The 22501-nt window shown below is 41.7% G+C and carries 21 protein-coding genes and 2 rRNA genes (1 of these 23 running past the window's edge); 11 read left to right on the top strand and 12 right to left on the bottom strand.

Going from position 1 to position 22501, the window contains the following annotated elements; translation table 11 throughout:
- The first annotated feature begins 149 nt into the window (after positions 1-149).
- The 5 genes from MKX73_RS07695 to MKX73_RS07675 all read left to right on the top strand — a co-directional run bounded on the left by MKX73_RS07695 (position 150) and on the right by MKX73_RS07675 (position 4561).
- Positions 150-836: a histidine kinase gene (locus tag MKX73_RS07695; protein WP_340716935.1), complete on the top strand. Its 687-nt coding sequence runs from the start codon at positions 150-152 to the stop codon at positions 834-836.
- A gap of 70 nt (positions 837-906) precedes the next feature.
- Positions 907-1611: a FadR/GntR family transcriptional regulator gene (locus MKX73_RS07690; protein WP_340716934.1), complete on the top strand. Its 705-nt coding sequence runs from the start codon at positions 907-909 to the stop codon at positions 1609-1611.
- Positions 1612-1720: 109 nt separating this feature from the next.
- Positions 1721-2440: a (Fe-S)-binding protein gene (locus tag MKX73_RS07685; protein WP_340716933.1), complete on the top strand. Its 720-nt coding sequence runs from the start codon at positions 1721-1723 to the stop codon at positions 2438-2440.
- A gap of 16 nt (positions 2441-2456) precedes the next feature.
- Positions 2457-3884: a LutB/LldF family L-lactate oxidation iron-sulfur protein gene (locus tag MKX73_RS07680; protein ID WP_340716932.1), complete on the top strand. Its 1428-nt coding sequence runs from the start codon at positions 2457-2459 to the stop codon at positions 3882-3884.
- Entirely contained in the window at positions 3881-4561 is a 681-nt protein-coding gene (locus MKX73_RS07675) for a LutC/YkgG family protein (RefSeq protein ID WP_340716931.1), read from the top strand. Before MKX73_RS07680 ends, MKX73_RS07675 begins: the two co-directional genes overlap by 4 nt.
- A 42-nt stretch (positions 4562-4603) precedes the next feature.
- Here MKX73_RS07675 and MKX73_RS07670 read toward each other — a convergent pair whose 3' ends face one another.
- Entirely contained in the window at positions 4604-5803 is a 1200-nt protein-coding gene (locus tag MKX73_RS07670) for an MFS transporter (protein WP_340716930.1), read from the bottom strand.
- A gap of 187 nt (positions 5804-5990) precedes the next feature.
- Between MKX73_RS07670 and MKX73_RS07665 the strand changes: the two genes are divergently transcribed.
- Positions 5991-6671 (top strand): DUF421 domain-containing protein, encoded by a 681-nt coding sequence (locus MKX73_RS07665; protein ID WP_340718864.1) that lies wholly within the window; start codon positions 5991-5993, stop codon positions 6669-6671.
- 103 nt (positions 6672-6774) lie between these two features.
- On the opposite strand, the gene MKX73_RS07660 is transcribed toward MKX73_RS07665, so the two are convergent.
- The 5 genes from MKX73_RS07660 to MKX73_RS07640 form a co-directional block, all read right to left on the bottom strand.
- The gene (locus MKX73_RS07660; protein ID WP_340716929.1) at positions 6775-7557 is read right to left on the bottom strand and encodes an ABC transporter permease; all 783 of its coding nucleotides are present in this window, start codon (positions 7555-7557) and stop codon (positions 6775-6777) included.
- A complete protein-coding gene (locus tag MKX73_RS07655) occupies positions 7544-8446 on the bottom strand; it encodes an ABC transporter ATP-binding protein (protein WP_340716928.1) in 903 nt (300 codons plus the stop codon). Before MKX73_RS07655 ends, MKX73_RS07660 begins: the two co-directional genes overlap by 14 nt.
- Complete coding sequence (locus MKX73_RS07650) at positions 8443-8643, bottom strand: PLD nuclease N-terminal domain-containing protein (protein WP_340716927.1); 201 nt, start codon at positions 8641-8643, stop codon at positions 8443-8445. Before MKX73_RS07650 ends, MKX73_RS07655 begins: the two co-directional genes overlap by 4 nt.
- A gap of 12 nt (positions 8644-8655) precedes the next feature.
- Positions 8656-9762, bottom strand: coding sequence for a helix-turn-helix domain-containing protein (locus MKX73_RS07645; RefSeq protein WP_340716926.1), 1107 nt, complete (start codon positions 9760-9762; stop codon positions 8656-8658).
- 528 nt (positions 9763-10290) lie between these two features.
- A complete protein-coding gene (locus tag MKX73_RS07640) occupies positions 10291-11238 on the bottom strand; it encodes a carbohydrate kinase family protein (protein ID WP_340716925.1) in 948 nt (315 codons plus the stop codon).
- Between the two features lie 149 nt (positions 11239-11387).
- Here MKX73_RS07640 and MKX73_RS07635 point away from each other — a divergent pair, with 149 nt between their 5' ends.
- The 4 genes from MKX73_RS07635 to MKX73_RS07620 all read left to right on the top strand — a co-directional run bounded on the left by MKX73_RS07635 (position 11388) and on the right by MKX73_RS07620 (position 15479).
- A complete protein-coding gene (locus MKX73_RS07635; RefSeq protein WP_340716924.1) occupies positions 11388-11948 on the top strand; it encodes a GNAT family N-acetyltransferase in 561 nt (186 codons plus the stop codon).
- A gap of 18 nt (positions 11949-11966) precedes the next feature.
- Entirely contained in the window at positions 11967-12881 is a 915-nt protein-coding gene (locus MKX73_RS07630) for an EamA family transporter (protein ID WP_340716923.1), read from the top strand.
- A gap of 134 nt (positions 12882-13015) precedes the next feature.
- A complete protein-coding gene (gene argH / locus MKX73_RS07625; protein WP_340716922.1) occupies positions 13016-14539 on the top strand; it encodes an argininosuccinate lyase in 1524 nt (507 codons plus the stop codon).
- Positions 14532-15479 (top strand): N-acetylglucosamine kinase, encoded by a 948-nt coding sequence (locus MKX73_RS07620; RefSeq protein WP_340716921.1) that lies wholly within the window; start codon positions 14532-14534, stop codon positions 15477-15479. Before argH ends, MKX73_RS07620 begins: the two co-directional genes overlap by 8 nt.
- Positions 15480-15527: 48 nt before the next feature.
- Here MKX73_RS07620 and MKX73_RS07615 read toward each other — a convergent pair whose 3' ends face one another.
- The 4 genes from MKX73_RS07615 to aceA form a co-directional block, all read right to left on the bottom strand.
- On the bottom strand, positions 15528-15911 hold the full coding sequence (locus MKX73_RS07615) for a YkvA family protein (RefSeq protein WP_340716920.1): 384 nt from the start codon (positions 15909-15911) through the stop codon (positions 15528-15530).
- Between the two features lie 85 nt (positions 15912-15996).
- Positions 15997-16707, bottom strand: a complete 711-nt coding sequence (locus MKX73_RS07610) for a glycosyltransferase (RefSeq protein WP_340716919.1) — start codon at positions 16705-16707, stop codon at positions 15997-15999.
- Positions 16708-16865: 158 nt separating this feature from the next.
- Positions 16866-18041, bottom strand: a complete 1176-nt coding sequence (locus MKX73_RS07605) for a pyridoxal-phosphate-dependent aminotransferase family protein (RefSeq protein WP_340716918.1) — start codon at positions 18039-18041, stop codon at positions 16866-16868.
- 425 nt (positions 18042-18466) lie between these two features.
- The gene (gene aceA / locus MKX73_RS07600) at positions 18467-19750 is read right to left on the bottom strand and encodes an isocitrate lyase (protein ID WP_340716917.1); all 1284 of its coding nucleotides are present in this window, start codon (positions 19748-19750) and stop codon (positions 18467-18469) included.
- A 215-nt stretch (positions 19751-19965) separates the two neighbouring features.
- Here aceA and MKX73_RS07595 point away from each other — a divergent pair, with 215 nt between their 5' ends.
- On the top strand, positions 19966-20637 hold the full coding sequence (locus MKX73_RS07595) for a LytTR family DNA-binding domain-containing protein (protein WP_340716916.1): 672 nt from the start codon (positions 19966-19968) through the stop codon (positions 20635-20637).
- 94 nt (positions 20638-20731) lie between these two features.
- Here MKX73_RS07595 and rrf read toward each other — a convergent pair.
- Both rrf and MKX73_RS07585 read right to left on the bottom strand, forming a co-directional pair.
- Positions 20732-20847, bottom strand: a 5S ribosomal RNA gene (gene rrf / locus MKX73_RS07590).
- Between the two features lie 101 nt (positions 20848-20948).
- Positions 20949-22501 (bottom strand): 23S ribosomal RNA (locus MKX73_RS07585); it runs 1376 nt beyond the window's last position.

Genomic DNA, 22501 nt, shown 5'->3' with positions numbered 1-22501 from the left:
TAAATATGCATCATAGAAATAAGTATACAATAATAATGGGTGCATTGCACTGTAATAGCCTTCGTTTTATCTCAATTATGCTTAATTTCTCAAAATATATTCGGATTCAATTCATTATTATAGGATAAGAAAAAGAGGTGCGAAATAAAATGAAACATGTTAAAGGCCGATTAGACGAAAGTATTTTGGTTTGTGTATATTACGGACAAAATGGTGAGCGTTTAATTCGCCGAGGACACAAGCTTGCTACATTACTTGACTGCCCATTATATGTGTTGACTGTTGATTCAAAGCCGCTTGACGCATTTGATGCGGAAAAATCCGGCTATATCGAACAATGGAAAGAACTTACTGATGAGTTGGAAGTAGAACAATTCATTGTAAAAGATAATGAAAAGCGTCCATTCCATAAAGTGATTAAAGAAATTGCAATGGACTTTAATATCACGCAAATTATCGTGGGTCAAAGTGCTCAAAGCCGTTGGGAGGAAATCACAAAAGGTTCTTTCTTAAATGTTCTCTTAAAAGAAGTACCATTCGTCGATTTTCATATAGTATCGGTAAAGCGTCCTTCTGAGGATGAACTGATCGATGTTTATGAAAAAGGTGTTCGTGCTTATTTAATCCAGGAAAATGATTACTATAAAGTCGTGTTTACTTGCCCTAAAATTGTGGCTCTTGAAGGGATTTTCTTTAAGGAAATCGGGACAGACTTCGATAATGGTATATTCAAGTTCAATTATAACGGGAAACTTTTAGAGGCTGATATAACAGAAGGTACTGTTAACAACCCTGAAATTCTCCCTAAAGATCGTTTTACATCATTAAAACCTTAATACGAAAGCTGTTTCCAAGTTATTGGAACAGCTTTTTTTAGAATTTATACAATAGGAAAGGATTTTTAATATGAAATTTGAAGTCCCAAAAACAAAGAAGCTCTATGAACAAATAGCCGATATTATTGAACAAAAAATTATGAACGGGGAAATTTCACCTGGCGATAAATTGGATTCAGTTGAACAGCTTGCCAAAAACTTTGAAGTTGGCCGCTCTGCAATTCGTGAAGCTTTGACTGCTCTTCAGGCACGTGGCATTATCGAAATCCGCCAAGGTGAAGGAACTTATATCCGCAAAGTAACAGCACAGGATATTTCATTGAATATTCCCACATACGTCTCCTTTTCCCAGCAGGATTTACAGCAAATATTTGAAGTACGAAAAATTTTGGAATTAGGTCTGATCAAAAATGCTGCAAAACGCAGAACAGCTCGTCAGCTTGAACAATTAGAAGAAGCACTCAATAAAATGAACGACGCCCTTATCGATCCTGAGGCAAGCAGTAACGCCGATATGCGATTCCATGCAGTCATCGCTGAAGCAGCAGATAACCCTCTACTCGTTTCGATGCTGCAAAGTGTTTCAAAGCCGATTGCACGCCAAATCCAGCATACGCGTTCTCTTTTATCAACAACAGACCATGCTGCTTTATACAATTTACACGAAGAACATACCGCAATTTACAATGCATTGTTGAATGCAGATGATGTACTGGCTAAAAAGGCGATGGCAAAACACCTGGAGACCGTCGAATCATTACTTTTCAATCAATAATGTTTTAAGACAGAATTATTCTCTTTAAATACTTATTTCCTAAGTCATCAGATGACCTGTTGACTTAATTATCAGAAAGTTGTAAATTTAATGAAACAGGGGGGATTGGATGAATGTATCATTATTCGCTACATGTTTAGTCGATATGGTTCAAAGTAATATCGGAAAAAATACGGTTGAGCTGCTGGAACGCTTAGGTTGTACAGTAAGTTTTCCAAAAGGGCAAACTTGTTGCGGTCAGCCAGCCTATAATAGCGGCTATGTAAAAGCTTCTAAAGAAACGATGAAAAATACTATTCAAGTATTCGAAGATGCAGAAGTTATCGTCTGTCCATCAGGTTCTTGTGCATACATGCTGAAAGAATATGTTCATATTTTTAAAGATGAACCGATTTGGCAGGAAAAGGCACAACGAATTGCAGACAAGACATATGAACTGACACAATTTATTGTCGATGTACTTAAAATCGAGAATGTTGGAGCAAAACTGAACGGAACGGCTACTTATCACCCTTCCTGTCATATGACGCGTTTATTGAAAGTGCAGCAGGCTCCTCTCACATTGCTTCAGAATGTAGAAGGCCTTGAACTGCTGGAAATGCCTTTAAAAGAAAATTGCTGCGGCTTCGGCGGAACTTTCTCTATTAAAATGGGACCGATTTCCGAACAAATGGTAGATGAAAAGATTGCTTCCGCCGAGCAGATTGCTGTCCATTATTTAATAGGTGCCGATGCGGGCTGCCTCATGAATATCGGAGGACGGATTGACCGGAAGAACATTGACATTAAAACAATGCATATCGCAGAAATATTGAATAGCCGCCAATAGAGAGGATGTGTTTCAAATGGCGATGAAAATCAGTCAGCAAAAATTTAATGAACGTCTTACTACCAACTTGGAAAATGATTTTATGCGTGGTGCTGTAGCCGGAGCACAACATCGTTTTCAAACAAGACGGAGTGCTGCTGTTGACCCTTTAGATTGGGAAGAATGGCGCAATCATGGAGAAGAAATCCGGCAGCATGTATTGGAAAACCTCGATTACTATTTACATGAATTGAGTACAAACGTTGAAGCGCGGGGCGGGCATGTATTTTTTGCTCAAACTGCAGAAGAAGCTACCGAATATATCTCTACTATTGCCAAACAAAAGAATGCCAAGAAGATAGTGAAAGCAAAATCGATGGTAACCGAAGAAATCAATTTAAATTCCCACCTGGAACAACTCGGATGTGAAGTGATCGAAACCGATTTAGGCGAATATATTTTACAGCTTGATGACCATGACCCGCCTTCTCATATTGTGACACCGGCACTTCATAAAAATAAAGATCAGATTCTGGAAGTATTTGAACAAAAAATTGGCTATACGGCTTCCTCCAAGCCTGAGGAACTGGCACTGCATGCCCGCAAAGTTTTACGGGATCATTATTTATCGGCGGATATCGGTATTACAGGATGCAATTTTGCCGTTGCCGAAACAGGTTCTGTTTGTTTAGTAACGAATGAAGGGAATGCTGATTTAGTAACAGCCTTACCGAAAACACAAATTTCCGTCATGGGAATGGAGCGTCTAGTTCCAACATTCGAGGAAATGGAAGTTCTCGTTGGTATGCTGACACGCAGCGCGGTTGGCCAGAAGTTGACGAGCTATATTACAGTGCTGACAGGGATAAAAGAAGCGCTCGAAGTCGATGGTCCCGAAGAATTTCATTTAGTCATTGTCGACAATGGACGTTCCTCGATTTTAGGCGGCAAATTCCAGTCGATTTTACAGTGCATCCGCTGTGCCGCATGTATTAATACATGCCCTGTTTACCGTCATGTCGGTGGCCATACTTACGGATCTATTTACTCAGGTCCGATTGGTGCCGTGTTATCACCGTTATTGGGTGGTTATGATGATTATAAAGAGCTGCCTTACGCTTCCACTTTATGTGGCGCATGCACGGATGTATGCCCAGTGAAAATTCCATTGCATCAACTCCTTCATAAACATCGGGAAGTGATCGTTGAACAGGAAGGCCGTGCCCCGATTAGTGAAAGTTTGCTAATGCAGGCATTTGGGAAGGGCACTTCTTCACAATCAATCTATCAATTGGGCACTAAAGTAGCTTCAACCGTTATGAAGCCGTTCACGAAAAACGAGAAAATTACAAATGGTCCTGGTCCTCTGAAAAACTGGACAGCGTATCGTGATTTTCCTTCCGTGCAAAAAGAACGTTTCCGCGACTGGTTTGAACAACATAACAAAGGAGGCAAATCCAAGTGATCCAAAATCGAGAACCTTTTTTACAAACAATCGCTGCTCGTCTTGGCAGATCCGCTCCTTCTTTAACAAAACCGGAGCGAAACTGGAAGCACCTCCCTCAACACGAAGTATTGAAGGATGCTTCAATGGATGAACTGATTGAAGTTTTGAGAGAACAATGCTTGAACATCCACACTACATTAAAAAAATGCACTCAGCAGCAGTTGCCTGAAATATTAAATGAAACAATTGCAGACTATGGTGGCGGGCGTGTAATTTGCAGTAATGATCCGCGGTATAGGGCATTGAATGTGTTACCGGTTTTTGAACAATATGAGCATTTAAAGTGGCAAGCTGCAAACGGTAAACAAAATATCGAATTTGCTGAACAGGCGAACGTTGGTGTCGTAATCAGCAACGTGACATTGGCGGAATCCGGCACGATTATGCTTCAGGCATCACCGGAAGTTGGCCGGACGCTCTCATTTTTGCCTGAAAATTCGATTGCCATTATACCGAAAAGCAGCATCGTTCCCCGCATGACACAAGCTGCACAGTTTTTACGGGAGCAGTCACATGTCTCCTCCTGTATTAATTTCATTACAGGACCAAGCAACTCCGCAGATATCGAAATGAACCTGGTCGTCGGCGTACACGGTCCGGTGAAAATGACGTATATTTTGGTGGAGGATTATTAAAAAAGAACTTCGGACATAAAAATCCGAAGTTCTTTTATTTTCCTATCCCCCTACACGATCACGCGGCAGGAAAAATGCTACAAGTAATAATAATGTCAGTACCGATATCGCATTCATTGTGAAGTGAATTCCCATTTTATCTATAAGCATCCCGATTACTACCGAGCCGATTGCGCCCATTCCAAATGCAACACCAACTGTTAAACCGGCCATTGTACCGATTTTTGATGGGACAAGTTCCTGTGCATATACAACAGTCACTGTAAAGCTGACCATAATCAAAAGTCCGATAATAATGAGTAAAATCATTACAGCCGGCAGCGGAACATACGGGAGTGCCAGGCAAAACGGAATCGGTGCGATTACCGACAGCAATATAATATTTTTCCGACCGAAGCGATCTGATAATGGACCACCAAAAAATGTACCTACAACTCCAACTGCCATGAAGATAAAGATAAACAGCTGACCGCGCTCAACACTCATCCCATACTGTTCCGATAAATAGAAGACATAGAAACTTGTTATGTTCGTAACGTAAAACGAACGGGCAAATATAATGAACAGCAGCACGAGTAAAGCCATTCCCACCTGTTTTTTCGTTAAAGGCGGCAAGGACGAGATAAGCATTTTTTTGATTTTTGATCTCTTTTCGGCTTCGAGCTGACGTTTGTACCACATTGATATTTTCGTTAATAAAAAGATACCGATCGATGTAAAAATAAGAATAACGGAAACACCGTACATCCCGAATGGCAAAATGATGAATGCGCTTAGCAATGGGGCTAATGCCTGTCCGCTATTGCCCCCCACCTGATAGATGGACTGAGCCAAGCCTCGCTTATTACCTGCCGCCATAAACGATACGCGTGAACCTTCCGGGTGGAAAATGGCTGAACCAAGTCCCAGAAATAGGACCGACACTAAAATCATCCAGTACTCGCCCGATAATATGAGCATTGCCAGCCCGATAAACGAGCTCACCATCCCAAGCGGTAAAGCATATGGAAATGGTTTTTTATCTGTCATAAATCCGACGGCCGGCTGCAGCAGACTCGCAACCATATTCAGTACAAATGAAATCATACCAAGCTGCGTAAACGTTAATCCTAAATCACGTTCCAGTAATGGGAACATTGCCGGTATAACCGCCTGCATCGTATCATTGATTAAGTGACATACCCCAATGGACACCATGATGGGATAGACAGGGTTTGATTGTTTTACTGTTGTAGTCGACATTTTTTCACATTCTTTCTGCTAGATCAATTTCACTTCACACGTTTTCCAACTCAGCCATACGCTGTAATTTTAAATTTTCCTCTTCACCTTTCGCTTTTCATGAATTTATTAAAGTGCATAGTTTATCGCTTTTTATTCATACTACCGTTTAAAAGGAGGGATTATCATGGAACTGAACCTTGGCGAAATGATTTTACGTGCAAGCTTTGCATTTTTCGCAATTTTAATACTCGCCCGTATCATCGGTAAAAAGCAAGTGAGTCAGCTCACTTTCTTCCACTATGCAACGGGAATTACATTTGGTTCGATTGCTGCCGAAATCTCGACTCAAGTGGAAACCCCTTTTTTAGACGGCATCGTTTCATTAGTAGTATGGACTGTTTTAACAGTTGCCGTCAGCTATATTTCATTCAGATCAGAAAAAGCACGTGTCCTTTTTGACGATAAACCGCAAATTGTCATTAATAATGGTGTCATATTAAATAATGAATTAAGAAAAGCGCGGCTTCATCCAGACGAGCTTGCTATGCTGTTGCGTGAACAGAGTATTTTTTCATTTGATGAAGTACAGTATGCCGTTTTTGAAACAAATGGAGAACTGAGTGTCCTGAAAAAGCCGCTTGCCCGGACCGCAACAACAGAAGATGTATCAGTATCTGCTCCTGCCCCGCAATACTTGCCAATGGAATTGATTACAGATGGCCGAATTATTCAAAAAAATTTAACTGAACTTCAGCTTACGGAAGACTGGCTCCGAAAAAAATTAGCAAAGAAAAATATTCATGACATTAATAAAGTTTATTATGCGCAAATTTTAGAAAACGGATCGCTGTATATCAGTATAAAAAATGCTAGTCCACCTTCCTAAATTAGAAGAAAAAACAATTAACTCTCATTATATTCCTAATTTTCCTGGAAGTTAATACAAAAAAGCAGAAATCGATTGAAGGACAATGATTTCTGCTTACTATTTATACTTTTAAATACCGAATATTCTTCTTGCTCATTTGAATACCGATCAGCACTACTGCAATAATTAGAATGAGAACAACAAGTAGTGTATACCAGTAATTTTCCATCAATACGCTGTCGGTAAGAAGTCCTGTTCCGTACTTCGCAAGCTTCCATGGTGTAATACTCCAAAAGCTGCCGATTATTGTATCAATAAGCAGGCCAACCGGTATGAGAATAATTGTAACAGCAGCAGCGACCGATGTTTGGAACGCTGCACTCATAGCAACAGTTAGTGCCATAACAAACAGTAACCATATACAGTACGTACCGAGCATTGCCAAAAACTTCGCTAAATCAACCGTCCCGTATAGCAGTACCGTATAATACATGCTCCCCGCATACCCCGCCATTGCACTGATGACCGCAATTGTGCTTGCAACAATCCATTTACTGAAAAACAATGCCGTAAAAGACATCGGACGGACATAGAGAAGGGTCGCAGTACCATTTTGGCGTTCCCGGCTAACAGATCCGATATAGGCAGTAATGAGTACTAGCAGTCCAATTGTCTGAAACTGACCGGTTGATGCAATTAGCAGATCAGCCGGCTGAAATTCAGGCATTGTCATCATAAATCCTTCGGGCATATTGCCGACCGCCTGTAAAATATCTTCCATAAAGTAATTCATGAGCGGATCACTAATTCCGAGCAGTATAAACACGAGCGGAATCCACAAAATTTTAAAGCTGCGAACACTTTCACGCCATTCTTTTAAAAGTAATGCTTTAAATTGCTGCATGCTTCCCCGCCACCTTCATAAAGATTTCTTCCAGGCTTGCCGTTTCCCGCTCCACTTTTACAACTTCATATGGTAATACCGCCAATTGCTTAAGCAGCTGTTGCATCGACGGGTGTTCATCTGAAATTTCCACATATGCCGCCATTCCTTCAGCAACAGCTCCTAATGTAGACTGACTTGCAAACTGCCGCGCCTCTTCCGCATTTATGAACGTTATTTTATAGCGCGGCTCCTCAAACTTTTTCTTCACCTCTGTCAGTGACCCTTGTTCGACAAGTTTGCCGTCCCGTAAAAACAGCAGCTGATCGGTCATTTCCTCGGCATCATTCAAAATATGTGTTGAATACAAAATCGTCGTTTTCTGCTGTACTTCCTTCAATAAATTCATCACTTCCCGACGTCCAACCGGATCAAGTGCAGATACCGGTTCATCCAGCAGCAGGAGTTTTGGTTTATGAACTATTGCCTGGGCAATACCTAAACGCTGCTTCATACCTCCTGAAAATGTCTCGGTTTTTTTATTCATCGCATCCTGCAAACCTACAAATTCCAGCATCTTTTTGCATTCACTTTTTAATGAACGCTTTTCAAGACCGCTTAAATTAGCGACCATCTCCATATATTCAAGGGCCGTCAGCCAGGAATAGTATTGGGGATATTGCGGCAAAAATCCGATTGCACTGCGCACATCCTTTACATCCGGCATAATAATATTGCCGCTTGTCGGCTCCAGTATATTGGAAAGCATCGAAAGTGCCGTCGTTTTCCCTGCGCCATTCGGACCGATCAGCGCTGTAGATGTATGCACGGGCAAAGTGAACGATAAATCATCCACTACTTTTTTTGCACCAAACCGCTTTGTGAGACCATTCACTTCAATACAGATCATTGGCTTTTCCGTCCGAACAGAAAATAGGCGATCGGTCCAATTGTATTAACAAACAGTGATACGAGTATCCATACCCATTTCGGTCCGCGCGTTTCATAACTGCGCACAATATCCACGATGGCAACCGCCGCAAGCACAAACTGCAATACTAATAACGGCGCAATGAGTCCCCAAGGAATATTCGATAATTGATCCATTTTAAATCCCCCTTAAATTTTTAAATGATGTTTTAAATTGACGAGTAAACTTCTATAACGTGAATCATTTTGAACACTTGCCAGCATCGGATTCTCGGCAATACTTTCATAAATTGATTTTTTGATTGATTCCTCATCCCTTGGTGTCTGTGTGCTCAACATAACTTCCTTTGCAATCCAGCCGTCCAGCAAATAAAAATATTCGTCTCCTGTAAGTTGAAGCGGAAATTTGATTTGTGTACAAACTTTCACGTAGCGCTCAATACAGCGAATTGCTTCATCTATATTATTTTGCGTTGCATAGCCGCTCGCTGCTTTTAAATAAAATAGCAGTGTGTTGTTTAAATTCAGTTTATCTAAATGAAAAGTATTGATTACCGTTTCAATCCTGCTTACCGACTGTTCAAAATACGGGACATTTCCGATTTCCAAGCCAAGTGCTTCATTCGCATTCGTTATCATATACTGCAGATGCTGATACATATTGACCTGATGAATTTCCTTCGCCTTTTCTATATTGCCAAGCATCATTTGAGCCGTAGCGATAAGCTGCTCAGTCCCAAGCTGAACTTCGGCATCCTCCCCTAATAGTTCGAGCACATGCTGAGGTTCCCCTTTTAAAATATACGTATATGCCTCCAGTAAATTCGCTTCGTTATTTAACCGGTAATTTCCGCTGAACTCCTTCACACGTTTACAAAGATCCTGGATTTTGTCCGCAACGACTTCTTTTTCCTGTGCGAGATTAAAGTAATTGATGTAAAGCTGCGCCATCTTCAATAAAAAAGGGAAGCAACTATAATATTCTTCAATGAGCTGATCGATTGCTGCATCCACTTCAGCAAACGGCTCCTTTGAAAAGCGCTGTGCCAATTCCGCATACATTTTTAAAATTCGTTCATCCGTCAATTGCGGCTCATAACCGAGCAGCGCATCAATTGAGATATTGAAAAACGTTGCAAGCTTCGGCAACAGTGCGATATCCGGATAGCTTTGCCCCTTCTCCCACTTTGAAACAGCTGCCCTTGATACACCGACATGCCGTGCAATTTCTTCCTGTGTCACTTGCAGCTGCTTGCGGCGCTCTGTAAAAATGGCCGCAAATTGAAAATTCGTCATCCCCCTCACCTCTTACACTTATTATAAAAAGAATGTTGGCTGTTTAATAGCGACTAATTCTTTCGTAAAGGAGATTTTGTCAACTGATGGTTTCGTTTGATGGTTTGGACGAGGTTTTGCAGGGTTCGATGTTCTAATATATAGGGCGAAAGTTCTAATATATTTTCATTTGTTCTAATAATGTTGTGATTTTCTAATATATCCGTTCATTGTTCTAATATCCGGTTGCATTGTTCTAATATGGGAACTTCATCTTCTAATATCGCTCCGACTTTTTCTAATATCCCGGATCATTGTTCTAATAAAAATTAAAACGCCCTTCTTTTCTCACTCTTCATCACTAAATGAAACCCCGCTTCCCCCAATTCTTACTCACCTTCTAATAAACCCGTCACTTGTTCTAATAACCATCCGACTTCTTCTAATAAACGGCCGCAATCTTCTAATAACCGCAACCGCATCCACCCACTACCGCAAACAATACAAAAAACCGCCCCCAACATGGAGACGGCTTGCTCTATATAAAATTTATTTTATTAAATGCTTAATTTCTTCGTAGCTTGGCAGTGCCGTTAATGCACCTGCTTTAGTTGCGGCCATTGCGCCCAGCTTGTTGCCGAATGCGACACAGCTGACTAAATCTTCTTTTACTGTAGGTAAACCGTTGAAATGAACATAACGTAGTACACCTGCCATAAACGCATCGCCCGCGCCTGTTGTATCAACCGGAACAACTCGTTCAACAGGTACATGTGTTACTTCACCGTTTAACACGGCATAAGCTCCATCAGCACCAACTGTAACCAGCACGATCGGTACTAACAGCTCATCCAATTTTTGAAGACCTTCTTCAATCGTTGTTGTTTCTGTAAGGAAATATAATTCCTCATCAGTAAGCTTTAAAATATCGGCATCTTCAAAGAATGAAGTGATCGTCTCACGGCAGATTTCTTCGGATTCCCAACGAAGAGGACGGATATTCGCATCGATTGCAATGATCGCGCCTTTATCCTTCGCCATATCCACTGCAGCACGTGTTGTTTTTAATGCTGTTTCTTCAAACATCGTTCCTGAACAAACATTTAAAATTGAAGCACGTTTGAATGCTTCCTCCTGTAACTGTTCAGGTGTTACTTGTAAATTCGGTGTCTCATCGACATAATCTTTAAATACTCGTTCACATTTATCTGTTAAATGCACATATACACCACTTACACGCTTCTTCGCATCAAATACAGCGAAATCAAGATTCACACCTTCTTTTGTAATCTCTTGACGGCAAAACTCCGATGTTTCGTCATCGCCTGTAATTGTAATAAGTGCTGACGGTGCCCCAATACGACTAATCCCTGCTGCAACATTGATAGTTGCGCCACCTAAATACTTCGTAAATGAAGTATTGGTCTGATCATTTGCAATATAATCAACGAATGCATCTCCATAAACTAAGATGAATTCTTTGTCTATTTGGCTCATTAATTGTCTAACCTCCGACGTTGTATGTTCTTACTAATTTACCATAGAAAAGATATATTTATAAAACTTTATACTATTCTGAAACTAATGCTTTCTTCGCGAATGAATTTATTTTCTGTTATACTTTGTTCGGTAAGGAGTTGATTGTGATGACCATTACCATTCGGCAAGCAGATCGAAATGACGCGAAAGCTGTCGCACCTTTAATTTATGACGCAATCGGAGACATTGCAAACAATTTGACTGGTGAAGAAGACATTCCACAGATTTTAGCTGCTTTAGAACAGTATGTCACAGAAACGACAAATCGACACAGCTATTTGAATACGTTTGTAGCGGAACAACAAGGTGAAATAGTTGGTATTGTCGTGCTTTATGATGGCCGTCTCGGGTACAAGCTCGATCGACAGCTTGAACAGCAGCTAGCAAAAAAAGGAATTGAGACGATACTGGATATCGAAGCGCATATGGATGAGTATTACATCGATACCCTTTGTGTTTCGAAAAAAGCGCGCGGTCTTGGAATTGGCACGCTCCTATTGCAATTTGCCGAACAAAAAGGCAAGGAGCTTGGCTATGAAAAAATTTCTCTAAATGTGGAACTGGAGAAACATGATGCACAACGCTTGTACGAAAAAATAGGTTATCGTACAATTGAAAGCTGGACAATAATTAATGAGCCATTTCATCATATGGTGAAGTCGCTTTAGAATAGGAAGAAACACTGAATGAAACAAAACTGGATTTACCCGCTTTTAATCATAATAGCGGCTAGTAGTTACGGAATATTATCGACAATTGTAAAAGTTGCGATGCAGCACGGCTATACATCATCAGAAGCCGTGACAAGCCAATATTTCGTTGGATTTTTACTTGCACTTGTGCTCTTCGTTGTAACACAACGCACATTACCGAGGCTGACAAGGAAAGGTACGATTACTTTAATTTTAGCCGGAATATGTACAGCAGTTACCGGTATTTTTTACGGTCAGTCCCTTAATTATCTGCCTGCATCATTGGCAGTTGTTATGTTGTTCCAATTCACATGGATCGGGTTGTTCATGGACTGCTTCCTGAAAAGACGCCTGCCAACACGCATTGAATTAATTTCATTAGTATTTTTATTTGTAGGTACGATTTTTGCAGCCGGTGTAATTGATGTAGATTTATCGCAAATCGCATGGCAAGGATGGGCACTAGGGTTACTTGCTGCCTTTACTTTTGCTGCATTTATGCAATTTAACGCTCAGCCTGTTGAAGGAGTGACGACGATCGGACGTACATTTATTTTATCTGTCGTATCACTGATCATCGTTTCTATCTTTTTATCGCCTGAAATTGTATGGAACGGTCAATTGACTGGCGGTCTTTGGAAATTTGGTCTGGCACTCGGGCTCTTCGGTATTATTTTACCGATCTTACTGTTTTCAATTGCTGCTCCAAAAGTCGGAGGAGCACTTGTCCCAATTTTAAGTGCAATGGAGCTGCCTGTAGCAATTACAGTATCTGTCATTGTATTAAATGAAAATTTAACACTTCTCCAAGTTTGCGGTATCGTCCTTGTACTGTTCGGTATGGTATTACCATCCTATTTCGCTTCAAGAAAAGTGCGTATTATCGATCAAACACAGCAGCTGTCCTAATTTTAGGACAGCTGCTTCTTTTGTATTTCACATAAAGTTCAACTAATTTATTTGAATTGATAAAATTTTCTAATAATTGTAGAATGAAATTATCAGGTACTAGTTTCTATCATTTGATTGGAGGCCCATTCAACATGTTCTTTCAGAATTACCGCAATCTAATAAATGAAAAAGAAGGAATTTTATTTCCTTCCAATAGCTATCGTCAAATGGTTTTACAGCCAGCCTATGATGAGGCACGCAAACATTTTTTGGATGCGATGCTTCAAATTCATGTTGCCCATTTAAAGATGCTTGAAGAACAGGAATTGGTTACCCCAGAAAATGCACGCCGCATCGGTCAGGCAATTCGAAAACTTGATCTGGAATATTACAAAACCCGCGATTACAGCCCGCAATTTGAAGATTTATTTTTCCGCATTGAAAACAAGCTAATAGAACTCGGAGGCGATATATCCGGAAATTTACATATTGGACGCAGCAGAAACGATATGGGAATCGCCATTTACCGTATGACCCTTCGTAAAAAAATGCTCACGCTCATGCAGGAACTTTTGAATTTACGCCAGTCGCTGCTTGTCTTTGCCGAAGAGCATGTAGAGACAATCATGATTGGCTATACACATACACAGCAGGCACAGCCGACAACGTTTGCCCATTATTTAAAGGCTGTCATTGACCAGCTGACAAGGGACTATAAACGAATGCAGGCCGCATATAATACGATTAACCGCAGCAGTATGGGCGCGGCGGCTTTGACAACTACAGGGTTTCCGATCAGCCGCGAACGGGTGCAGGAATTGCTGGCTTTTGATGACTTAATCGAAAATGCTTGGGATGCGGTTGCCGGTGCCGACTATATCGCAGAAGCGGCCAGCATCGTACAGCTCGCTGCCCTCAATTTAGGCCGCACATCGCAGGACTTTTTACTATGGGCAACACAGGAATTCAATGCTTTTAAGCTTGCCAGTCCATATGTCCAGATCAGCTCCATTATGCCTCAAAAGCGCAACCCCGTTTCCATCGAGCACACCCGTTCGCTGCTCTCATCGGTTGTCGGAGATGCGGCAACCGTACTGCAGATGGTCCATAATACACCGTTTGGGGATATTGTTGATACAGAAGATGATATGCAACCTTATTTATGGCGGGCAATCGACCGGCTAGTCGGTATATATAAGCTATTTGCAGGGATGATCCTCACGATGGATGTGAATAAGGAAAACTTGCTGAAACGTGCGCAAAACAGCTTTGCCAACGTAACAGAGCTTGCCGATTCCCTCGTACGCTCCGAGGGTATTTCATTTCGCCAGTCACATAAAATCGTCAGCCTATGTGTGAAAGAACTGATGGCAAATAATAAAGATTCACTCGCAAGCCTGACATGGAAATTGGCAAACGAGAAATGCCTGGAAGTTACAGGTAAGCCGCTTCAAATTAATGAAATCGCCTTTTACCAGGCGATCCAGCCGGAGTACTTCGTTAATATACGTACATTAAAGGGTGGGCCAGCACCTGCAACGATGCGAAAGTCGCTTAAACAGGCACAAGATGATACAGTCCATCTTGAAAATTGGCTAAGAGAAAAAACAGAGGCGATTTTAAAAGCCGAAAATCAATTGGAACAAATTTTAAAGGGGTGGACGGAAAATGAGTAAACGTTATGTATTAGCCGTTGATGGTGGTGCATCAAAAACAATAATGACCATTCGTTCTACAGATGGGCGTGAACTATTTACCGCAACTTCCACAGGATCGAATTACCAGGCTGCAGGAATCGAACATGTCCAACATGTATTTACCGGCCTGCTTAGGAGTGCAGCAGCCCATTTACCGGGGCTTTTTATTGATGTGGCCATCTTTGCACTTTCCGGCATTGATACCGATCAGGATAAAAAGGTTATCGAGGAAATTATAGAGGAAAGTATCGCCCGTTCCCCTTTCACATTCGGTCAAATTCTAATAGAAAATGATGTTGAAGCAACTTTAAAAGGACTAGGAAAGAACGATATAAGCCTTCTTATTTCAGGTACAGGGGCTATTTGCTATAGTCTTATGAACGACAAGATCAGCCGTGGAGGCGGCTGGGGACACCGGATCGGCGATGAAGGAAGCGGTTACTGGATCGGAAAACATATAGCGAAGGCGATTTTCCGCGCTGCTGATGGACGCAACAAGCCGACCGCACTAACAGAGCTTGTTTTAGCAGGGCATCAAGTTGAAAGCACAGATGAATTATTCAACCTTATTTATTCAGCGGATTATACGAATGCCCGATTGGCCAGCTTCAGTACCTATTTAAAACAGGCGGTCGAAATGGGAGATGCTGTTGCACAGAAAATTATGCAAAAAGCAGCAGATGAGCTCGTTTTACTGGCGGCAACAACATTAAAAAATGCGGGCTATTCAAATAAAGACCATATCTTGTTTTTAAATGGCGGGATTCTAAAAAATAATCCCGGACTGGTTGAACTAATAACTGTACAGCTCCAAAAAACACATCCTAATATAACATTAAAGTTATGCGATGAGAAACCGATTGAAGCTATTTTTAATCGAGGATTACGAGAATTAAACGGTGCCCAGTCTGTAAAGTAAACATAAAAAATCCCCTTCAGCATCATTTGCTTAAAGGGGATTCTCTTTTTATTGTTCTACGCCATCCTGACTTCCAAGCTTAGAATCGATTAACTCTTTTGCTTCATCCTTCATCTCATCTGTAATTGACAAATATACTTTTCCCAGCGCCGTTAAAATGATAAATGCATCATCCGTCAAACCGACTAACGGGAGAAAATCGACTACTAAATCGAAAGGCAAAATGAAGTACCCGAGCGCCCCTAAAACAACAAGTTTACTGGATTTAGGCATGTCCGGACTACGCAAGGCAACGTAAAGTGTAGCAGCTGCCTGCATTGCTTTATAACCTAAACCTCCACCGAATTTTTTCATTTTATGCAGGAATTTTTTATCTGAATAATGTTGGTCTTGGCCTTCAATCATTTTATCGAAGTTATATTGTTCGCTCATACGTATGCTCCCTTCTTTGCTATTACTTTATTATTCCTCAAATATGCTACTCGTAATCCTATACGGTTTTACAATAAGAAAAGATTCATTTCGTATTCTGTCTTTTATGTAAGAAGTTCAACCATAGCTGCTGAAATATTTTTGTCGGATTCAATACTTCATCATAATAGATAATTGAATTTTTCCGGAGCTTTGCATGACCGATCGGCACCTCGTAGACAGGAACTTTTCGCCTTATCGCCTCAATGAGCATGTTCGTATCATAGTGATAAGACTCTCCCTTAACTTTATAAAGCCATGAAAGATGTACTCTTGGAATATAGCGTAATCCTGTTTGGATATCGAGCAGACGTTTATGGATAAACAGCTCAAACACCATCGAATAGGCACGGTTTTGCAGTTTACTAATGAATGGGTATTCTGAATCTTTGAAATCACGGATGCCTAATATAATCCCATCCGAAAAAATTTTCGTACTTGATAACACCTGCTCAACATCCAATACCGAATGCTGGCCATGTGCTCCTACCGTAATAATTCCCTTTGCCCGCAATCGGGATTTCAGTATATACTCCATTCCGGTTTTAAGTGCACGGCCTTTTCCCATGTTTTTATCATGTGTTAATACTTCGCAGCCTTCTTGCAGTAATTGTTCAAACAGACCATTATATTTTTCTTCACTGCCATCATTGATGACAATAATACGGGAAACCGGCAAGGCACTCAATTTCCTGACAAATTGAAGAAGGGCCGGTAGAGGGTTCAATGCCGGAATCATAACAATCACTTGCTCCATTTTGCATGCTCCTTTATAGATATTTACAAAAAACATTTTACTTGAACGCTATTCATCGAGCCGGAATATAATTAACGCCGGATATAAAAAAGGGAACGTTCATAAATTGCACCGTTCCCTTTTTCGTAAATATTTCCCCGGTCATTGCCAGGTGTTTTTTAGCTTTGTACTGCTATTGCTTCTATTTCTTGAGCAAATACGCTTTTTGCCTTTTCAATATCGACTTGCAGCTGTTGCTCTTGTAATGCTTCACCAATCGCAACAATTGCCTGCTCCAGCATTTCTGCCGTCGTATTCCCCATATGTCCAATGCGGAATGCTTTTCCTGCCAAGTGGGCTAAAGAACCCGCTACGATAATGCCGCGATCCGCCAGACTTGCCCGGAACTTGCCATCTTCAATACCTTCAGGATATAAAATACAGCTTAATGTCGGTGCTGCTACTTCTTCATTAGCCAGTGGTGTCATTCCGTATGTACGCAGTGCCGCACGGATTGCTTTACCAAATGCGATATGGCGCGCTTCACGTTTTTCCATACCTTCTTCCAATACAATATTTAATGCTACATCATATGCGTAAATTAAGTTAACCGGAGGCGTCGCAAAGTACATTGCCGGGTTATCCATAATATTGCGCCAATTATGTATATCTGCATAATAGGCCGGCACTGTCCCGATCTGTTCACGGGCTGCCAATGCCTGCTGACTGAAAGCAACAATTGCCAGCCCTGGAGGAATACCAATCGCCTTTTGGGATCCTGTTAATACAATATCAATTTTATAGTCTTCTTCACCGTAAGCCTTACTCATGTCCTCTTGCAATGCTGCAGTTGCGACAACACCATCGACAATGACAAGTGCACCGGATGCTTTGATAATCGGAACAAGCGTCTCTAAGTCTGAAACAACACCAGTAGATGTATCCGCATGTGTAATTGTTACGGCTTTATAATTGTTCGCCTTCACCGTTTCCTCAACAAGCTTTGCGTCTACACGTTCACCCCATGTCGACTGCAGTACATCAACTTCAATTCCAAAAGCTTTAGCAAGTGGTGTAAAACGGTCACCAAAATAGCCATGGCTGATAACTAGCAGACGTTCACCTTTTGCAATAGTATTTACGATTGCCATTTCCATTGCCAAAGTACCTGAACCTGCTACTACATACACTTCTCCGTCTGTATTAAAAAGCTTTTTCGTATTAGTAAGCGCGTTTTTAAATGTTTCTACAAAACGAGGGTCGGTATGGCCTCTCGTTTCACTTGCCAATGCGTCATAAATTTCATCCATAACCGGTGTCGGCCCTGGTACTAATAATAATTCTTTATTTTTCATTGGTATGACTCCCTTTTCTTAATAATAAAAATATTCTATCTATATAATATTCTCTACACTTCATTAGAACTCCTTTATTTCTCTAAAATAGAAAATGCCTTTTTAGCCCCATCCAAGCTAAAAAGACATTCATCTATTAAAACCCCTTAGTTTTCCTTATATGTTGGGAGGCATTCCCTACTAAACCGCGTTCCAATTCGATTTAGCTTATATCATAGTAGTCAAGCTGTTCAAGTTCAAGAAATTATTCCTCTTCAACACCCTGCGTTTCTTTCAATAACGTTTCGGCATAACGTCTATTTACTAAGTGCACATTCCCCAATGTCACTTGAACCGGTACGATAGAAGAAAAGGAATAAGATAATCAGAATAAGCAGTTCCCCGTTTACGACTCTCTTCGTAATACTGCCTATTAAATCTCAATCTTATACAAATTGCTCTGTTTCTGTAGAGCCGGACATAGCAGTTGTCGAAGATGTACCACCTGAAATAGTTTGTGATACTTCATCAAAGTAACCAGTTCCTACTTCACGTTGGTGACGAGTAGCAGTGTAACCTTTACTTTCAGCAGCAAACTCAGCTTGTTGCAGTTTAGAGTAAGCAGCCATACCATTGTCTTTATAGTCATGCGCTAGCTCGAACATTGAGTAGTTTAAGCTGTGGAAACCAGCAAGTGTAATGAATTGGAACTTGTATCCAAGTTTACCTAACTCACGTTGATACTCTGCAATCTCTTCATCTGATAACTTAGCTTTCCAGTTGAATGAAGGCGAGCAGTTATACGCTAACATTTTTCCTGGGAACTCAGCGTGGATTGCAGCAGCAAACTCACGGGCTTCTTCTAATGACGGGTGAGAAGTCTCACACCAGATTAAGTCTGCATATGGTGCATAAGCTAAACCGCGTGCAATGGCTTGCTTAATACCTGGTTTAGTACGGTAGAAACCTTCCGGAGTACGTTCACCCGTTAAGAATTCTGCATCGCGTGGGTCAATATCAGACGTTACCATGTCAGCAGCATCTGCATCTGTACGTGCGATTAAAATTGTATCAACGCCTGCCACATCCGCAGCTAAACGTGCAGCAATTAAGTTACGTACAGCGTTTTGCGTTGGTAATAATACTTTCCCGCCTAAGTGTCCGCACTTTTTCTCAGAAGCTAATTGGTCTTCTAAATGTACACCAGCTGCACCCGCTTCAATCATTCCTTTAACTAGCTCGAATACATTTAATGGTCCTCCAAATCCTGCTTCCGCATCTGCTACAATCGGCGCAAACCAGTCAAAACCATCATCGCGGCCCTCCGCATGGTCAATTTGGTCAGCACGTTGAAGCGCCTGGTTAATACGTTTTACTACTGCTGGTACAGAGTTTGCAGGATATAAAGATTGGTCCGGATACATTTGGCCAGAAAGGTTTGCATCAGCTGCTACTTGCCACCCCGATAAGTAGATCGCCTGTAAACCTGCCTTTACTTGCTGTACTGCCTGATTCCCCGTTAAAGCACCTAAAGCATTGATGAAAGGCGCATCATGCAATGACTTCCATAAACGAGCAGACCCTCGTTTTGCTAACGTTTGCTCCTGGATAAATGAACCTTGTAACTTTACAACCTCTTCTGTTGTATAACCACGCTCAATACCTTTCCAGCGCGGGTTTTCTGCCCAATCCTTTTGTAAAGATTCGATTCTTTCTTGACGAGTTGACATAATAAATTTCCACCTTCCCCATTGTGTATAGATATTCTGTTAGAAAAATTTGCAGTTAACTGTTCCATAACAGAACCTCTTGATGTAATATAATGTATAACAGAATGTTTAACTTTTCATTATTTTCTGACAAATTAACTTTAATTTAGGATGAATGGGTATATTTGGAGGATGAATTATCATTTAGGCAATAATACAGAAGGAGTGGGTTTGCATTGTCATTACAAAATATTGAGATCGAAAAAAGCATTTTAAATCAGTATAAAACTATTTTAGAAGATTGGATTCCTCAAGATGCGTCGATTGCAATAGCAGTAAACAATAGCTTTATTTATTTCAGTACAGGTCATCATCATTTTTCCTTGAAAGTTGGATCTGCTGTTCCGAAAGACAGCATCGCTTACAAAGTACTTCAAACAAATCGAAAAATAGATGCTGTTATGGAAAATACACTTTTTGAAACCCCATATTATGCAATCGGTTATCCGATTTTGGTAAACGGTGAACAAGGTGCTTTAGTTGTCGTCCTACCCCCCTTATTTAAAGTAAAAAGTTCAGATATGTATCAGTTTTTAACAGGTAAACAAATGGAAGATTGGGTACCGATTTCAATTGATCAAATTTCGCATATTGAAAGTCTGCAAAAGCGGACATGGTTCTATTCCAAAGGTGAACAATACAAAACAGCCGTTACACTTAAAGAATTACAGACAAGACTACCAAATAACTTTCTTCGCATTCATCGTTCCTATATTATAAATATTTGCTATATAAAAAAAATCTCGCGTGATCTGACTTCTAATTTTATTGTACAGCTGAATGATGGCGTGGAGTTACCAGTAAGTCAGTCCTATATCAATAACTTACGGGCAGTTCTGGAGTTTTAGTATATGGTGGATTATTTGAACTGGGGAAGCATAAATTAAAATTCAATAAAAGGAAAACAAAAAACCCACTGATTTCTCAGTGGGTTCTACATGTGCGAAGCGACGTCCTACTCTCGCAGGGGGAAGCCCCCAACTACCATCGGCGCTAAAGAGCTTAACTTCCGTGTTCGGTATGGGAACGGGTGTGACCTCTTTGCCATCATCACTTCACTATTGTCGGCTTCCAATACACTACTGTGTCTTGAAACCCTTTAGAAAGATTCATTCTTTCAAAACTGGATAAACGGTTCATTGAATTTGTGCAATAAAATGTGGTTAAGTCCTCGACCGATTAGTATTCGTCAGCTGCATGCGTCGCCGCACTTCCACCTCGAACCTATCTACCTGATCGTCTTTCAGGGGTCTTACTTACTTGCGTAATGGGAAATCTCATCTTGAGGGGGGCTTCATGCTTAGATGCTTTCAGCACTTATCCCGTCCATACATAGCTACCCAGCGATGCCTTTGGCAAGACAACTGGTACACCAGCGGTATGTCCATCCCGGTCCTCTCGTACTAAGGACAGCTCCTCTCAAATTTCCTACGCCCACGACGGATAGGGACCGAACTGTCTCACGACGTTCTGAACCCAGCTCGCGTACCGCTTTAATGGGCGAACAGCCCAACCCTTGGGACCGACTACAGCCCCAGGATGCGATGAGCCGACATCGAGGTGCCAAACCTCCCCGTCGATGTGGACTCTTGGGGGAGATAAGCCTGTTATCCCCGGGGTAGCTTTTATCCGTTGAGCGATGGCCCTTCCATGCGGAACCACCGGATCACTAAGCCCGTCTTTCGACCCTGCTCGACTTGTAGGTCTCGCAGTCAAGCTCCCTTATGCCTTTACACTCTACGAATGATTTCCAACCATTCTGAGGGAACCTTTGGGCGCCTCCGTTACTCTTTAGGAGGCGACCGCCCCAGTCAAACTGTCCGCCTGACACTGTCTCCTACCCCGCTAAGGGGCATGGGTTAGAAGTTCAATACAACCAGGGTAGTATCCCACCGACGCCTCCTTCGAAGCTGGCGCTCCGAGATCTCTGGCTCCTACCTATCCTGTACAAGTTGTACCAAAATTCAATATCAGGCTACAGTAAAGCTCCACGGGGTCTTTCCGTCCTGTCGCGGGTAACCTGCATCTTCACAGGTACTATAATTTCACCGAGTCTCTCGTTGAGACAGTGCCCAGATCGTTACGCCTTTCGTGCGGGTCGGAACTTACCCGACAAGGAATTTCGCTACCTTAGGACCGTTATAGTTACGGCCGCCGTTTACTGGGGCTTCAATTCACAGCTTCGCTTGCGCTAACCGCTCCTCTTAACCTTCCAGCACCGGGCAGGCGTCAGCCCCTATACGTCACCTTACGGTTTTGCAGAGACCTGTGTTTTTGCTAAACAGTCGCCTGGGCCTATTCACTGCGGCTTCTCTAGGCTATGCACCCAAAGAAGCACCCCTTCTCCCGAAGTTACGGGGTCATTTTGCCGAGTTCCTTAACGAGAGTTCTCTCGCACACCTTAGGATTCTCTCCTCGACTACCTGTGTCGGTTTGCGGTACGGGCACCTCTCACCTCGATAGAGGCTTTTCTTGGCAGTGTGAAATCAGGAACTTCGCTCATACGAGCTCGTCATCACAGCTCAACGTTATAGTATGCGGATTTGCCTACATACACGCCTTACTGCTTGAACACGCGCAACCAACGGCGTGCTTACCCTATCCTACTGCGTCCCCCCATTTCTCAAACGGTGAGGAGGTGGTACAGGAATATCAACCTGTTGTCCATCGCCTACGCCTATCGGCCTCGGCTTAGGTCCCGACTAACCCTGA

Source organism: Solibacillus sp. FSL W7-1436 (assembly GCF_038007305.1).
Taxonomy (GTDB): domain Bacteria; phylum Bacillota; class Bacilli; order Bacillales_A; family Planococcaceae; genus Solibacillus.
Note: the sequence above shows the minus strand (reverse complement) of the source record. Positions and strands in the feature narration are given on the sequence as shown.

Excerpts from the sequence above, each read along its gene's own strand:
- MKX73_RS07695 (WP_340716935.1), top strand. The coding sequence starts at position 150 with ATGAAACATGTTAAAGGCCGATTAGACGAAAGTATTTTGGTTTGTGTA.
- MKX73_RS07690 (WP_340716934.1), top strand. The coding sequence starts at position 907 with ATGAAATTTGAAGTCCCAAAAACAAAGAAGCTCTATGAACAAATAGCC.
- MKX73_RS07685 (WP_340716933.1), top strand. The coding sequence starts at position 1,721 with ATGAATGTATCATTATTCGCTACATGTTTAGTCGATATGGTTCAAAGT.
- MKX73_RS07680 (WP_340716932.1), top strand. The coding sequence starts at position 2,457 with ATGGCGATGAAAATCAGTCAGCAAAAATTTAATGAACGTCTTACTACC.
- MKX73_RS07670 (WP_340716930.1), bottom strand. The coding sequence starts at position 5,803 with ATGTCGACTACAACAGTAAAACAATCAAACCCTGTCTATCCCATCATG.
- MKX73_RS07665 (WP_340718864.1), top strand. The coding sequence starts at position 5,991 with ATGATTTTACGTGCAAGCTTTGCATTTTTCGCAATTTTAATACTCGCC.
- MKX73_RS07660 (WP_340716929.1), bottom strand. The coding sequence starts at position 7,557 with ATGCAGCAATTTAAAGCATTACTTTTAAAAGAATGGCGTGAAAGTGTT.
- MKX73_RS07655 (WP_340716928.1), bottom strand. The coding sequence starts at position 8,446 with ATGATCTGTATTGAAGTGAATGGTCTCACAAAGCGGTTTGGTGCAAAA.
- MKX73_RS07650 (WP_340716927.1), bottom strand. The coding sequence starts at position 8,643 with ATGGATCAATTATCGAATATTCCTTGGGGACTCATTGCGCCGTTATTA.
- MKX73_RS07645 (WP_340716926.1), bottom strand. The coding sequence starts at position 9,762 with ATGACGAATTTTCAATTTGCGGCCATTTTTACAGAGCGCCGCAAGCAG.
- MKX73_RS07640 (WP_340716925.1), bottom strand. The coding sequence starts at position 11,238 with ATGAGCCAAATAGACAAAGAATTCATCTTAGTTTATGGAGATGCATTC.
- MKX73_RS07635 (WP_340716924.1), top strand. The coding sequence starts at position 11,388 with ATGACCATTACCATTCGGCAAGCAGATCGAAATGACGCGAAAGCTGTC.
- MKX73_RS07630 (WP_340716923.1), top strand. The coding sequence starts at position 11,967 with ATGAAACAAAACTGGATTTACCCGCTTTTAATCATAATAGCGGCTAGT.
- argH (WP_340716922.1), top strand. The coding sequence starts at position 13,016 with ATGTTCTTTCAGAATTACCGCAATCTAATAAATGAAAAAGAAGGAATT.
- MKX73_RS07620 (WP_340716921.1), top strand. The coding sequence starts at position 14,532 with ATGAGTAAACGTTATGTATTAGCCGTTGATGGTGGTGCATCAAAAACA.
- MKX73_RS07615 (WP_340716920.1), bottom strand. The coding sequence starts at position 15,911 with ATGAGCGAACAATATAACTTCGATAAAATGATTGAAGGCCAAGACCAA.
- MKX73_RS07610 (WP_340716919.1), bottom strand. The coding sequence starts at position 16,707 with ATGGAGCAAGTGATTGTTATGATTCCGGCATTGAACCCTCTACCGGCC.
- MKX73_RS07605 (WP_340716918.1), bottom strand. The coding sequence starts at position 18,041 with ATGAAAAATAAAGAATTATTATTAGTACCAGGGCCGACACCGGTTATG.
- aceA (WP_340716917.1), bottom strand. The coding sequence starts at position 19,750 with ATGTCAACTCGTCAAGAAAGAATCGAATCTTTACAAAAGGATTGGGCA.